This is a genomic window from Shewanella kaireitica (assembly GCF_023284045.1).
GTDB lineage: Bacteria > Pseudomonadota > Gammaproteobacteria > Enterobacterales > Shewanellaceae > Shewanella > Shewanella kaireitica.
On record NZ_JAKIKQ010000002.1, the window covers coordinates 309532 to 324835 of the forward strand.

The 15304-nt window shown below is 44.3% G+C and carries 12 protein-coding genes; 6 read left to right on the plus strand and 6 right to left on the minus strand.

Features of this window, described 5'->3' with window-relative positions:
* Nucleotides 1–25: 25 nt before the first annotated feature.
* Complete coding sequence (locus tag L2730_RS03905; RefSeq protein WP_248973397.1) at nt 26–2941, plus strand: valine--tRNA ligase; 2916 nt, start codon at nt 26–28, stop codon at nt 2939–2941.
* A gap of 65 nt (nt 2942–3006) precedes the next feature.
* Here the strand turns inward: L2730_RS03905 and L2730_RS03910 are convergent, their stop codons facing one another.
* The 4 genes from L2730_RS03910 to L2730_RS03925 form a co-directional block, all read right to left on the minus strand.
* Nucleotides 3007–3240, minus strand: coding sequence for a hypothetical protein (locus L2730_RS03910; RefSeq protein WP_248973398.1), 234 nt, complete (start codon nt 3238–3240; stop codon nt 3007–3009).
* Between the two features lie 210 nt (nt 3241–3450).
* Nucleotides 3451–3687, minus strand: coding sequence for a hypothetical protein (locus tag L2730_RS03915; RefSeq protein ID WP_248973399.1), 237 nt, complete (start codon nt 3685–3687; stop codon nt 3451–3453).
* A gap of 25 nt (nt 3688–3712) precedes the next feature.
* On the minus strand, nt 3713–4087 hold the full coding sequence (locus tag L2730_RS03920; RefSeq protein ID WP_248973400.1) for a hypothetical protein: 375 nt from the start codon (nt 4085–4087) through the stop codon (nt 3713–3715).
* 231 nt (nt 4088–4318) lie between these two features.
* Nucleotides 4319–4687: a hypothetical protein gene (locus L2730_RS03925; protein WP_248973401.1), complete on the minus strand. Its 369-nt coding sequence runs from the start codon at nt 4685–4687 to the stop codon at nt 4319–4321.
* Nucleotides 4688–5102: 415 nt separating this feature from the next.
* Here L2730_RS03925 and L2730_RS03930 point away from each other — a divergent pair, with 415 nt between their 5' ends.
* The 5 genes from L2730_RS03930 (at nt 5103) to L2730_RS03950 (ending at nt 11653) form a co-directional block, all read left to right on the plus strand.
* The gene (locus tag L2730_RS03930; RefSeq protein WP_248973402.1) at nt 5103–8069 is read left to right on the plus strand and encodes an ImpA family metalloprotease; all 2967 of its coding nucleotides are present in this window, start codon (nt 5103–5105) and stop codon (nt 8067–8069) included.
* A gap of 205 nt (nt 8070–8274) precedes the next feature.
* Nucleotides 8275–8439: a YqaE/Pmp3 family membrane protein gene (locus tag L2730_RS03935; protein WP_012144718.1), complete on the plus strand. Its 165-nt coding sequence runs from the start codon at nt 8275–8277 to the stop codon at nt 8437–8439.
* Between the two features lie 197 nt (nt 8440–8636).
* On the plus strand, nt 8637–9122 hold the full coding sequence (locus L2730_RS03940; protein WP_248973403.1) for a CidA/LrgA family protein: 486 nt from the start codon (nt 8637–8639) through the stop codon (nt 9120–9122).
* The gene (locus tag L2730_RS03945) at nt 9119–9808 is read left to right on the plus strand and encodes an LrgB family protein (RefSeq protein ID WP_248973404.1); all 690 of its coding nucleotides are present in this window, start codon (nt 9119–9121) and stop codon (nt 9806–9808) included. Before L2730_RS03940 ends, L2730_RS03945 begins: the two co-directional genes overlap by 4 nt.
* Nucleotides 9809–10120: 312 nt before the next feature.
* Complete coding sequence (locus tag L2730_RS03950; protein WP_248973405.1) at nt 10121–11653, plus strand: MFS transporter; 1533 nt, start codon at nt 10121–10123, stop codon at nt 11651–11653.
* An 83-nt stretch (nt 11654–11736) separates the two neighbouring features.
* Here L2730_RS03950 and L2730_RS03955 read toward each other — a convergent pair whose 3' ends face one another.
* Nucleotides 11737–12363 (minus strand): acetate uptake transporter, encoded by a 627-nt coding sequence (locus L2730_RS03955; protein WP_248973406.1) that lies wholly within the window; start codon nt 12361–12363, stop codon nt 11737–11739.
* A 487-nt stretch (nt 12364–12850) separates the two neighbouring features.
* Entirely contained in the window at nt 12851–15139 is a 2289-nt protein-coding gene (locus L2730_RS03960; protein WP_248973593.1) for an OmcA/MtrC family decaheme c-type cytochrome, read from the minus strand.
* Between the last annotated feature and the right edge of the window lie 165 nt (nt 15140–15304).

Genomic DNA, 15304 nt, shown 5'->3' on the forward strand with positions numbered 1-15304 from the left:
TTTAGTTTGAGATAAGCACGCTCCCATGGAAAAAACATATAACCCGCAGTCTATCGAACAGTCTCTTTACCAAAACTGGGAAGAGAAAGGTTACTTCAAGCCACACGGCGACGAGTCTCAAGGCAACTATTGCATCATGATCCCGCCACCAAACGTGACGGGTAGCTTGCATATGGGCCACGCTTTCCAAGATACCATTATGGATACCTTGACCCGTTACCAACGCATGAAGGGTAAAAACACCCTTTGGCAGGTCGGTACTGACCATGCGGGTATTGCCACGCAGATGTTGGTTGAGCGTAAAGTCGCTGCTGAAGAAGGTTTAAACCGTCACGACTTAGGCCGTGAAAACTTCATCGACCGTATCTGGGACTGGAAGAATGAGTCTGGTGGCACCATCACTAAACAACTACGTCGTCTTGGCGCGTCAGTTGATTGGGATCGTGAGCGTTTCACCATGGATGAAGGCATGTCTGAAGCGGTTCAAGAGGTGTTTGTCCGCCTTTATGAAGATGACCTTATCTACCGTGGTAAGCGTCTCGTTAACTGGGATCCAAAGCTGCACACTGCAATCTCTGACTTAGAAGTTGAAAACAAAGAGAAGCAAGGTAGCATGTGGCATTTTCGCTACCCGCTTGCCGAAGGCGCATTAACCAGCGATGGTAAAGATTACTTAGAGATTGCCACCACGCGTCCTGAGACCATGTTAGGTGATAGTGCGGTTGCAGTGCATCCAGAAGATGAGCGTTATGCTTCACTGATTGGTAAGTTCATCCACCTGCCGATTGTAAACCGTCTTATCCCAATCGTTGCCGACGATTACGTCGACATGGAGTTCGGTACAGGTTGTGTGAAAATCACCCCTGCACATGACTTTAACGATTACGAAGTCGGTAAGCGCCACGAACTGCCTATGTACAACATTTTGACTTTTGACGCGGCTATCCGCTCAACTGCTGAAGTGGTAAACACTGACGGTACAGCCAACAATGAATTAGACGCTGCGCTACCTGAGCGTTACGCTGGTCTTGATCGTTTTGAAGCACGTAAAGCGGTTGTCGCTGAACTAGAAACTTTAGGTTTACTAGGCAAAATAGATCCACACGGATTGAAAGTCCCTTATGGCGATCGCTCTGGTGTGGTTATTGAGCCACTACTTACCGACCAATGGTATGTATCAGTAGCGCCTATGGCGAAAACCGCGATGGAAGCGGTTGATAACGGTGACATTAAGTTTGTGCCACAGCAATACGAGAACATGTACAACTCGTGGATGCGTGACATTCAAGACTGGTGTATTTCGCGCCAACTTTGGTGGGGACACCGCATTCCAGCTTGGTATGACGAAGCAGGTAAAGTTTATGTTGGCCGTGATGAAGCGGAAGTACGTACTAAGCACAAACTTGCAGATTCAGTAGTACTACGCCAAGACAACGATGTACTCGATACATGGTTTAGCTCTGCGTTGTGGACATTCTCTACCCTTGGCTGGCCAAAAGACACCGCTGAGCTTAAAGCGTTCCACCCAACTGACGTGTTGGTCACAGGCTTTGACATCATCTTCTTCTGGGTTGCCCGCATGATCATGATGACCATGCATTTCATCAAAGATGAAAACGGTAAGCCACAAGTGCCGTTTAAAACCGTTTATGTCACCGGCCTTATCCGTGATGAAGTCGGCAATAAGATGTCGAAATCTAAGGGTAACGTACTTGATCCATTGGATATGATTGACGGTATCGACCTTGAAGCATTAGTTGAAAAGCGTACCGGCAACATGATGCAGCCTAAAATGGCGGCGAAGATTGAAAAGAGCACTCGTAAAGAGTTTAGCGACGGTATTGAAGCACACGGTACTGATGCCCTGCGCTTTACTCTAGCGTCTATGGCCTCTACTGGCCGCGATATCAACTGGGACATGAAACGCCTAGACGGTTACCGCAGCTTCTGTAACAAAATCTGGAACGCATCTCGCTACGTGTTGATGAACACCGAAGTGCAAACAGAAGACGCGGCTGATGATGCTATCGGTGAAGCGCTTGATTGTGGCCAAATTCTTGTTGATGGTAAGCCGAGTGAAATGGAGCTGTCGATTGCTGATCGCTGGATCATCGGTCTATTTAACGAAACCGTTAAAACCTATGACGAGCACATGGCAAACTACCGTTTTGACCTTGCAGCGAATACTATCTATGAGTTCACTTGGAACCAGTTCTGTGACTGGTACTTAGAGCTGACTAAGCCTGTGATTCAAAACGGCACTGACGCTCAGCTGCGCGGTACACGCCATACTTTGGTGAACGTACTTGAGCAGATGCAGCGCCTAATGCACCCAATGATGCCTTATCTGACTGAAACTATCTGGCAACGCGTTAAGCCGCTGGCCGGTGTTGAAGGTGACACCTTAATGCTTGCCGCTTTCCCTGAGTATCAAGCTGATAAAGTTGACACTCAAGCGATGGAAGATCTTGAGTGGGTTAAGCAGGTGATTACTGCGGTACGTAACATTCGTGCAGAGCTTAACATTGCACCATCTAAGCCGCTAAATGCACTACTTCGTGGTGTGAGTGAGCAAGATAAAGCCCGCATTGAAGCGAACCAAACCTTCTTCAAGACATTGGCTAAACTTGAGTCTATGACGATTCTAGCAGATGGTGAAGCAGCGCCAATGTCGACCACACAACTTGTGGGCGACATGGAGCTACTTATCCCAATGGCAGGTCTTATCGATGTGGCTAAAGAAGTGGCTCGTATCGACAAGTTACTTGAAAAAGCCGCTGGTGAGTTTAAGCGTATTGAAGGTAAGCTTTCTAACCAAGGTTTTGTGGCCAAAGCGCCAGCAGCCGTGATTGAGAAAGAGCGTGCCAAGCAAGCTGAATATCAACGTGATATTGAAAAGCTTACTGAGCAAAAAGCTGAATTGGCGAAACTTGAAGCTTAAGCTTTAATAGCGAGTTCCAACCATTAAAAAGGGTAGTCGAAAGACTACCCTTTTTATTTCCCTATCTAACTTGGACTATTCAGATCATCCTTTTTAGCCGCAGCCTCTAACTTTACCACCCTACGGTATAAATCAGCCGCAACCGTTACAATTAAACCATAAAGGAATATTAAAGCTAAAAAAGTTAACCCCAGATGAGAATAAGTAAATGGATTATCAACATCAGGTCGAGCTAATAAAATTATAATTAACGTACATGGCATTGAGAAAATCAATAACGGTTTGGGTAAATATTTCATTTCATTTCCTTTTACTTATTTTAGTAGAAACCTCATTCAACACACATATCTTAACTATCCCAACTTCCACTCCTTCCTACATCAGTACCATAAAGACCTTCCAGCCATTATCGACTCTTATCCAGCGATTACACATGAAGCCACCATCTCGATCTCCACTACCTTCTCGATATCCACTAAGAAATAAACAAGATATGTACTGCTTTAAAACTATATATCTTTATTAAAAAATTTATCTTTTTTAGATTTTTCTTCTAAATTTTTTAGTCTTATATGTTGGTTTACCCCAATCGCTATTACAAGTAAATAAAGACCAACTATCGCGCTAAACACAAGATTTTGATAGCCATAGTTCAAGGGAGTATCCACATCAGGTTTCACCAATAATATTCCTAAAAAAGTACATGGCGCTATTAGGAAAAAAATCCATTTTGTTAAATATTCCATTAACCTTCCTTATTCCTAAATAAATTCAAAAATTAACCCATTCAACACACATATCGTAACTATCCCAACTTCCAGCATCACCACCATAAAGACCTTGCCAGCTATTTTGGACTGATTCCCAGCGGTTACACCGCAAACCGCCACTATCTCGTTCTCCACTACTCTCGTCGTCGCCACCTGTTTTACCGAGTTCAGTTTCTGCTTCATTCTCCTGGATGCATAGATTCAAATTAGTTTGAGCTCTTTCATATGTTGCTGTGCAGTGTTCTGCTGTATTGAGCATGTTTACAGTGGCAAGAAATAGACCAGCGGAGACTACGGGACAGCTTAAAAAATTCCAACCTGGTACAAAACACTGCAAAACGGAAAAACTAGCAACGACAAATCCTGCTTGAGCCATAATGGCACAGTCGCCCCACGTAGCATGCCCATCGTAACCGTAATCGAGTAGCGCCTTTTCATGGGTATAACTTGGTAAACTCCCAGCAGAACCTGAGAGCCCTTAAACAGTACTCTGTAGCAAAGTACTGTTTATATCCTTTGCCTTAGACAAACTTGCAATCAAAGCTTCGCTTTCAACGGACTTAGCAAACAATATATAGTCATCATATACAGCCTTATTTTTACTATATTAATGCCAAGTAGGTTTATTTACGTCGGTTAATTGATAATAATTGATTATTCTTCTGCCAGGATCTCGCTCACCATCCTCGATAAATCTATCACTATGTAGTAATCGACTCACATCCTTAACGCTGGCTGTGTCCAAATTAATTTTTCTATAACTTCCGTCTGAAAATGAAAAATAGATCACATTAGCAACTTGCCTAACGATCATTTCATTTTCATAGCTATGCGACTGAAAAATCATACTGCTAGGATCTACTTCAGAAGATAATAACGTACCGTAGTTATTAATAATTGCAGGTTCACTAACTGCATGTCCTTTTACAGAGTAAAAGCTAACAATAATAAAAATTACAAATGCTAGTCTTTTCATGTTTAACCTCCTTGTTAAAAAATTTAGACTACTTCATGAACCATTAATAACAATAAAAATAATAAAAACAATTCAAAAGTATTAAAAGCTTCTTCTCAACCTGATTAATATTTGACTTGAAAATAAACCGGTTCAATGTTTCCTGCCAATATCGGTTCTATTGAAATAACTTAACGGTAGATGATAGCCGTCCAGAAAAGTACACAGCAGTGCTTGATCAAATAGACATAATTTCTACTGCAGGTTTTTCTAATCATCTCAACAAGGATCTGCTTACGCCTTTTCTCTTGTCATCCTTCGCCAATATACTAACACTAGCCAGACTTTTGACTTACCCTTTGTTTTAATTAAATATTTTGCTATATCACTTTTTATCAAGGACAATGTAACAAAATTGATAGGGGTGTTAATAATAATGAAAAACTGGCTACTACCAAGCTGCTTACTTATAGGCTTATCCGCCTGTGGCGGCTCTGACGATTCAAGCTCACCGGACGCTGGCGGTGGCGTAACACCACCAACCGCGCAAGCTCCCGAGGTTGAGTTAGGTGATACTAAAAGCGCATGGAATGACAAATTAATTGCAGTTGCGGCAGAGGTTAATGTGCATGCGACTGGAGACTCAAGTTTTGAGTGGTCTCAAACAGCGGGTCCTGCAGTTTCACTGATTAACGCTTCAATAGACGGCGTAGTTGTCGACGCCTCTGCGCTTAAGGTTGATAGCCAAATAACACTTTCTTTAACTGTCACTGACAGTAGCAATCAAAGCAGCAGCGACTCGATTGACTTACAACTCAATGACAAAATCAGTGCGGCAATGACAAGTGGCGATGCAAGCCTAGTCACCGAACTGGCTCCAAAAATGATAAAACGCGCCCTAAACCATATTAGCCAGTACCGCGCAGATGGACAGGAATTGGTTAAGGCAATCTACCAAAATGATGTTATCGAGTATGATCAAGGTCGCCACTCACAGATGATCCAGCTTGCTGGCAGTGAACACCTTTATCCAGACAATAAAGCTTTTGCGCTTGTGACTGGCAATAAAGGCCTGACCTTTGCGGCCACAAGCGATCAGTCTGGCCAACGCAATGCCGCATTTGGCACTGATATCATCTCCAGTCTACAGCAAGGTAATAATGCCAGCTTTGAGCCAAGCTTTAAACGTTTGCTCGGTTGGATGTTAGACCAAGCTCCAAGCCAGCTTAGCCAAACAAAACAAGTACGTTTGTTTTTAATCAATGGTAACAGTGCAAACCGAATTAAAAGCTGGCTCACAGCCAGCTATCCTGAGTGGCAAGTCGCCAGTTGTGATAATGAAACAGAGCTTAGCGGCTGTTTAAGCGAAGCTGATTTAGTCATCAGCGGATCGGCTGAGCTGTTCTCTATCGAAACGGTCACGCCACTGATTAGCCAAATTCAAGCAGCTAAGCAACCACTGCTTTATATGCATCTACACAGCTGGAACAGCGTACCACTGACTCAAACAGTGCTTAATCCAATGGGATTTGCTATGCAAGGGCCTGGCGGCCCTGGAAACTATTTTTCCCAAGACAAAGCCAGTTGGTCATCTTCAGCTGCGATGTTAGCGGATCACAGCCCTCTTGAAGATGAGCATTTGTGGTTGAGTCTATTTGATAGCGGCAATGTTGATTTCAATTTAGCTAACTGTGCAGACACTTGTGACGCTAATTTTTCTGGCCAATACCAAAGCGCACTAAAGGTCATCCGCAGCAACATCCGCAACCTTGATAGCCAGCATATCGATATGTTTAATCAAGAAGGCTTCAATCTTTATAAGTTAATGGTGTTAACGGGTGATAGTTATCGCCATGCTATCCAATATCCACTGGATGTCACTAGCAGCGATAACCTGCAATTCTTGCAAGCCTACTTTGCTGATCATAGCGTTTACCACTACCGTGATATTAATTTGCTGCCGCAAGATTTGGGCAATTTTAGCCGCACTGATTTCAGTCATGTCACAGCAACCGACAAAGCCGTTTCGCTGTCGAGTAAGAAGGGCTTTCGTTCTACTGGTGCATATGCGCTGCCCGGACAAACTGTGACAGTTAGCCGCAGCGACAATAGCGCGGTGCGCACTTGGGTGTTTATTAATACCCAACGTTCAGGCTCAACCCATGAGTTTGCCGCTAACGGCTATAACCGTGCTAAATATTTGCAGTCGACTCACGTAGAGCTAAGAGCGGGCGAAAGTATTAAACTCACCAGCCCATACGGCGGCCCTTTGCAGGTTAAGTTTGATCAGAGCGATCTACCAGTATCACTGAACTTCCAACATGTGGGACAGCATCCATACTGGCGTGAAGGTCTCGATGGCGACAAATTTATACAAGATCTCGCCGCCAATCAATATGATTGGGCAGAGCTGGCGACTAAGCATTTTGAGGTGCATTCTCGGCTCGATAAAATGCAGCAAACAATGAGTCATGAAGCTTTATGGGATACACCAGAAAAGATGGCAAGCGCTATCATGACGCAGGTACATAACTACCCTCACCTGCTAGCAGGATTCAAAGGGCCTTTCATTGATGAGGTTAGTGAGATAACTGATTTTGCTAACAGTAAAGGCTGGCAAATCGATACGATTGATACCGTCAAGCACATGAATGCTGACCAGCCTACCTGTGGCTCAGGTTGTTCGGGTAACCCGTATGATGCCAGCTGGTCGTTCAGCCCTACTGGACACGGTGATATTCACGAACTCGGCCATGGACTTGAAAAAGGCCGCCTACGTTTTGATGGCCATGAAGGTCATGCCTCAACCAATCCATACTCTTACTACACTAAGTCACGTGCATACACAGAGTTAGGTAAGCTGCCACAGTGCCAAGGATTGAATATTGATGATGAGTTTGCTGTGCTTCAGGCCAGCATGAATCAAGCAGATCCATTTGCCTATATGCAAGCAGCAAATCTAACAAGCTGGTCAAACGGTATGGCCACCATGCTACAGATGATGGTGGCAGCACAAAAACACGGTTCTTTAGAGAATGGTTGGCACCTATTGGCTCGACTGCATATTTTACTGCGGGAGTTCGAACGCGCTAAAGGCTCTGATGAGCTATGGCAGCAGCAGAAAGCTAACTTGGGCTTTAATCAATTTAGCCTCGAAGCAGCTAAAACACTATCGAATAATGATTTTCTATTGATTGCCATGAGCTACGCAAGCCAACTTGATTACCGTGATCTTTACCAAATGTGGGGACTGGCGACGACGCAAGCAGCGAAAGATCAGACCGCATCATTTGGTTTTAATATGATTGAAAAGCAGATATATGTTTATGCACCAGGCGACTATTGCTTGAGTCTCGAGCTTCAGTCAGTACCAGTAGACGGCCAACAAGCTTGGCCACTATAAACAGCACCACTTAACGCTATAGGGCAACCTGCACACATGCAGCTGTTTGCTCTTTTAGCGGCGCCGTAATAATGTAGCCCATAACGGCAATTAATTTACACTCTCTGATTTTTGCATTAGATTTGTATCAGCAGCTTTCGTTTTTTGTTGATTTAGCTATTTAATATTGAAAGCAAAACTGAAAACTACAAATGGAGATTTATTGATGGATACGAACAAACTGTTACTGATCATCATCGCAATATTACTGCCGCCTGTGGCTGTATTTCTAAAAAGTGGCGTAGGTAAAGATCTGCTTATCAATATCATTTTGTGTCTACTTTTCTTTATCCCAGGTTTACTACATGCACTGTGGGTCGTCACCAAGTAACCCTTACCTCATGTAGCAATAATAGATAACTGATTTAGGCCCCATTAACTTGGGGCTTTTTGATGGCCTGTCAGCGATTTATTTAGCGCCATAAATTCCATTTTGGAATACACTCAATCAATAACATTCATTTTTTTAATTAACCGTTCAGGAGTAAACTTTAGTCAGTTCTAAACAGCATTCAAATCAGGTTCGTTATGCCCCTCAGCTTCAGCGCTATCCAATCTAAACTCGGTAAACTCTTTTTGCTGCTAACCCAAGTTAGCTTTTTTTGCCTATTTGCTTACAGCTGCCAGCAACTTGCTAGCTGGTTGCATTCTCCGTTACCCGGCAGCGTGATAGGACTCGCCATACTGCTGTTATTACTCTGCGGTAAAGTCATTCCAGAAAAAGCGGTCAACAGCGGCGCGGCTTGGTTGATTGGCGACCTGCTACTATTTTTCATTCCACCGGTAGTCGCCGTTCTAAAATACGAAGACATATTGGAACAATATGGCGTCACGCTGATCAGTTCGATGTTAGCAGCAAGCTGCTTAGTATTGCTTGGCACTGCATTTACCGTAGATAGACTATTTAATTTTGAACGTAGACTAAAACTACAAAAACAGCGTAAGCGTGCGCAGTTACTAAGGGCTCCAGTAAAAATAGCGCCAACGCATACAGTTTCTGGAGTACCTTTATGAATCTCACTCTATTAGCGCTACTTTGCCTAGCATTAACTTTAGGCTGCTACTATGGCAGTAAAGCACTTTATCGCCGCAAGCAGCGTGTATGGTTTGCCCCCATTTTGTTGGCGCCCTTGCTGATTTTAGTCACCGTGGTGGTGTTAAAAATCCCTCTGACAAGTTACTTTCAATATACCCACTGGCTAGCGGCACTGCTCGCTCCAGCGACTATCGCCTTTGCGGTGCCGATTTATCGCGAGCGCCAACTGATAAAGCAATACCCTATTACCTTAAGCATTGGAGTGATTGTTGGACTTTTGCTTGGTTTACTGACCTCTTGGTTATTGATGCAGTTAACCACCATGCCGACAGAGCTTTCCAATAGCTTAATGGTTCGTTCAGTTTCTACACCATTTGCGATAGAAGCAACAGGAGCATTTGGCGGTATACCTGAGCTTACTGCAATGCTGGTTTTGCTCACAGGCATTATGGGGATGCTTATTTGCGAGCCCTTATTTAGAGTCGCTAACATTCGCAGTGCTGTTGCAAAAGGAATAGCCCTTGGCGCCTCAGCTCACGGTGCGGGCGCAGCAAAAGCCAGTGAAATAGGCAGACAAGAGGGGGTTATTGCCAGTTTAACCATGATATTCACAGGCATTGCAATGGTGCTCATGGCGCCGTTATTTGCCTCTGTTATTGGATAATACTGATCAGTGCAAAACCATCAACTTTTATCAATCTTTGCTGCATAAAACTCCAATATTTACTGCGATTCGCTTTTTGTTACAGCAACTCCGTAGTGCCTGCCTTTTGTTCAACAGCATGAGTTCCTCTCAAACAGCCATTAACGCATTGGTGTTTGTCATCAAATTAGGTAAAGTGTCGACTGCAATCACAAGCTTGCAGCGTTTTGGCAAAGATTCTTACGTTCAATCTACCCAAAACCAACATAAAAATGCTTCTTCAATACGAAAGCAATAATAAATATAAATAATTAAAACAATGAAAGGAAAGTTATGAGCGAGTCAAAAGATGCTTACGCAGATAACGACCTACGGGAAGTCAAACAGCTGGGAATGTGGGCCTCAATTGCCAGCTTAAGCTATATATTTTGGATTGTCGGCGGCATGGAGCTGGTCGAGCGTATCGCCTACTATGGTGTTAAAGCCAGTGCGGGCTTGTACGCTAAAGCGCCTGTATCTGAAGGTGGCCTAGGGATCACCTTAAGTGACTACGGTATCATTATCGGCCTTTGGGCGATGATGCAAACCTTTATTCCAGTGTTTACTGGCGGTATTTCTGACCGTGTTGGTTATAAAGAAACGATTTTCGCTTCAACGCTGATTAAGATCGCAGGCTACTTAGTGATGGCCTTTTTCCCAAGCTTCTATGGCTTCCTTATTGGGGCGATGCTGCTTGCCGGGGGAACCGGGGTATTTAAGCCCGGCATTCAGGGCACACTAGTACTGTCTACAGGTCGACAAAACACCTCGATGGCCTGGGGTATATTCTATCAAGTAGTTAACATTGGCGGTTTCTTAGGGCCACTTGTTGCCGTGCACATGCGCCAACTGTCTTGGGATAATGTCTTCTTTGCTTGTGCTGCAATTATCTCACTTAACTTCCTATTTTTACTGGCCTATAAAGAGCCTGGTAAAGAGGAACGTTTGGAGCGTAACCGTAAAGTAAAGTCAGGCGAAATTAAACAAGTGGCATTGTGGCGTGATGCGTTGCATGAGCTGAAAAAGCCTGTGGTTATCTATTACATGTTGGTATTCGCTGGCTTCTGGTTCCTGTTCAACTCACTGTTCGACGTCCTGCCAATTCACATCGCTGAGTGGGTCGATACCAGTGTGATTGTGACTTCGCTATTTGGCCCTGAAGGTACCTCTAATGGTTTCTTCCAGTTCTGGTTAGGCTTAGATAATAGCGGTACAAAGGTGATGCCAGAAGGGATGCTTAACCTTAACGCCGGTATGATCATGACCACCTGTTTCTTAGTGGCGGCATTAACGGCCAAGTACCGTATTACTACAGCAATGTTAGGTGGTTGCTTACTGAGTATTTTTGCCTTTGTACTGATTGGTGCAACGAACGCAGCTTGGATGATCGTACTAGCGATTGCGATGTTCTCATTCGGCGAAATGATGATTAGTCCGAAGAAAAATGAGTTTATGGGTAACATTGCCCCTGAAGGCAAAAAGGCCATGTATCTTGGTTTTGTTATGCTTCCTCAAGGTATTGGCTGGACGCTTGAAGGCTTCTTTGGCCCTAAACTGTATGAGATGTATGCCTCAAAAGAGATCTTCTCTTTAGAAGCATTAGCTGAGCGTGGTATGAGTGCCACTGAAATTAGTGCCATTCCTCAAGGTGAAGCCTTTACCACTTTGGTGGCTTTCACAGGTGAGCCTGCACAAGAATTAACGACCTTACTGTATAACACCCATAACATTGGTATGGCGTGGTACATCATTGCGGCTATCGGTACGATTTCTGCGGTGGGTATTTATCTGTATGGTAAATGGTTGTACAAGCTACAACAGAGCTAAACTGAACTCACTTATGTGAACTCGCTTTAAAACTAAAAAAGCTGACATGAATGTCAGCTTTTTTGTTTTCTAGCCCGATAAACTTACGCCGCTTTTAACGATGGCGTCGCCTCAGTTACCGCAGCTGTGCTTGCAGCAAATCTGACTTTGCCAACAGGAAGAATAACTCGGCCATACTCAGCGTTAAGCACTTGCGCCATGGCAAAGTAAATAGCACTTAAACCACAGAAAATACCTTCAAAGCCAGCAATGGTGCCAATCAGTTCGCTGCCAGTAAAGTCACGTGCAGCCAACAGGAAAAACAGTATGGTTAACGAGCCAAATACGATCTGTTTGGCCAGTGGGTAGCGCATTGAACCGATAAACATAAAGCCAGTGAACATGCCCCATAACGCTAAATACCAACCCATAAAGCTCGCTGGACTTGCTGCTAACCCCATTTTTGGCATAACAATAAGTGCAACGAGTGTTAACCAGAACAAACCGTAAGAGGTAAACGCTGTCGTACCAAAGGTATCGCCACGTTTGAAACACATCATGCCCACTAATACTTGTCCAATACCGCCATAAAATATGCCCATCGCTAAAATCATAGAGTCGATAGGGAAAAAGCCAGCGTTATGGATATTAAGCAAAACGGTAGTCATACCGAAACCCATTAAGCCAAGCGGCGCTGGATTTGCTAAAGAATTGGTGTGCTGTGTAGACATTGAGTTCCCCTACAGGAATTGGCCAATCAAATAGGTAGCGGTTATGGTTAACCGCACTAGATTAACAATGGTTAATCTTAGCGCCGCGGATTCTAGAGCAACCAATAACGTCAATCAATCATTCTCGATGCCACTCAAATATGCACTCCTAAACATATTTATCCACATTTAATATTAGTATTCATAAACTTAAGGCTAATCATTGCTAAAGCCTCAAACGAAGAAAGGCCGCCAAGAGCAATACCACAATTCCCACAGAAAAAGTGACCACCGTCACACGCATGCGGAATTAGCACTTTAGCAAATGATGTTATTGGTTATGCATTGAGGTTAAATATTGCGCTGGCTCACAAAGTTGTACATCGGACTCTATTCGAGCTAAAAGATGATTTGCATCAAAAAAAGGGGAGCCCGAAGGCTCCCAAGAGGTTCAATTGCGGCGAGAAGCAGGGGATCTCGCCGCGGGTGATGCTTTTATAATTTTAAGTTAGTGGGCGCCTCCAGCATGCATCTTATCAATGCCGTAAGTCTTACCTTCGGCGTGACAAGTCGCACAAGATTCAACAGGTAGATTAGCCGTCGATGAAGGCTCGCCATCGACTACGGCCCCATTACTCTTAAAGTGAGCCATCGCCGCGGCATCTGAATGAGCATGACAAGTTCGACACGCTTCAGCTGTTGGGCTAATAAATGTCGTTGCTGCGCCATCAACCGCGATTGCACGTTTACCTGACGCTAATCCACCATCTGCAGCGAACAGATTCACGCCATCCTTATGACAAGCTGCACATTGAGTTGCTACCGCCGGATACCCTTTAGTTTCCATGTTTGAATTCAAGTGAATCGCAGGGAAGCCTCGGTTATCATCCCAAAGTCCTGAATGGAAACGGTGAGCAACAGCAAACAAGTCACGAGTATTGTAGTTCAGACCTTCAATTGGCTTGAAGATAGGATTGCCGTCAGCATCTACTTCATCAGTCTTATACTCAGGTTGTACATGATAAGACCCACCCCAAGTATCGTTATGACACCCAACACACTGGTCAAAACGCTCATCCCCGTAATGTTTCGCAATACCTAAAGAGGTATGACAAGTATTACATTTAGCTTCGTCAGCGGTCACGCGTTCAGGGTCACTAAAGCGAGAGATGTTAGCATCACTGCCATCAGCATTAGCCAAGTTCCAGTATGCTGGAGCCATAGTAATAGCTACATAACCAATATCATACTGTGCTTCGCCACTTGCGTCTAAGCACTCAATCATCATGCCTTTAGCGTCAGTACACACTGAGAAGCGTGGTGTAATGGCAATGCTCTTACCGTCTAAGTTGTAATCTGCTGTTTGAGTAACAACCAGTTGACCACCAGCAGCAACAACACCGTCTAGATTAACCGACTTACTACCATAATAAGTACCATCTGCATTAACCCAGCCTGTCTTCATCTCGTCATACTTAGTGAAGCCAGTGAACTCAAAACCATCAGCGACAGCTGCGCCATCGATTTTAACGTCAAATGTAATAACGATTTCATCAGCATCAGCCGTAGCACTTTCAGTGTATGAGACGGCGCTTACTGCAATCTCAATGGAGTCAGTCGCCATCGCCCGCACACCCACTTTATGTGCTTGTTCTGGGCTCAAAGATCCACCGCCATGACAACCAGAACATGCCGCATCGCTCTCAGGTACAATACCTAAGTGGCCCTCACCCGTTTCAAAGTTAACGTCAGTATGACAAGAGACACAGGCTTCAGCGTAAACGTTGTCGTTCCACTGCATGCCATTGTCATGACAAGTGGTACATTCATTTAACTCTGATGGGAAACCTATTTCACCAAACTCTTCTTTAGCTTCGCCCGTAAGATCAAGGTGATGACCAGCATGCAGCGTATGGATCATCGCGTTCCAGTTTGCGTTCCAACCTTTTTCTGGGTCAGCTTCGCCGCCCGCATAAGCGGGGTTATGGCACGCTACGCAGTTCTCCACTTTTTGATAGTTATGGTGCGCACCGATGTTGGCAATACGAATGTCAGTGACTGCATAACCGTCGAGTTGACTGTGACACTTAATACAAGCCGCATTAGAAACTGAGTCCTTTTGCGAAATAGCAAGCTCGCCCGTGGCAGGAATGAAATCAACGGGTGTTGATAGCAGCTTGTCTGAAATGCCAACACCATTGGCATCCACTACATTATAAGTACGCACCATTACGCGAAATAGGTTATTAGCATCGCCATCTGCTAGCACAACTGGCGCATTACCTTCATGCTCCCAAGTACCGGTATAGGTGCCAGGATTAGTTTCATCTTCAACTAAGGTACATGCATCAACTTCTGCGCCGCCACGAGCGGTTGCCTTCCCCGTTGGTGTACAGTACATGCTAGAACCAAACTCATTAGCGAGTGCATTGTTCTGCCAGAGAATTGGGGCACCGGTATCCGTTTCATTGGCCGCTTGATTCATCACATAAAGCGCCACTTTATCTAAACCGGTAAAAGGCATTGCTTCGCCTTTACTATCTTTGCCTGTTACTGTGAACTTAATTGAAAAATCATCGCTGCCGACCACGACTATGTCAGCAGGAGCGAGTGTAAGTACAAAGTCAGCAGCGCTGCCAACCGTATCGACAGTAATTCCAGCGGGCGTTCCTGGAGTACCAGGAATACCTGGTTCACCCGGCGCACCATCTTTGCCATCGTCACCATCACTACAAGCTGTTAGACCCATGGCTGTGATTAATGCCATCGCCAATAAAGACTTCTTATGTGTTCTCATCATCTTATCCCTTTATAGGTATTATTTTCTGCAAACGCAGTAAATTGAATATAGAAGAATGCGAGATATGTGAAACAATTTTGTTTACAGCTTGTGATTAGAATTTAAAGATTCAATTAATGAAATTCCAATTAGTGAAAATGGCAATTTCATTAATTGAAATTA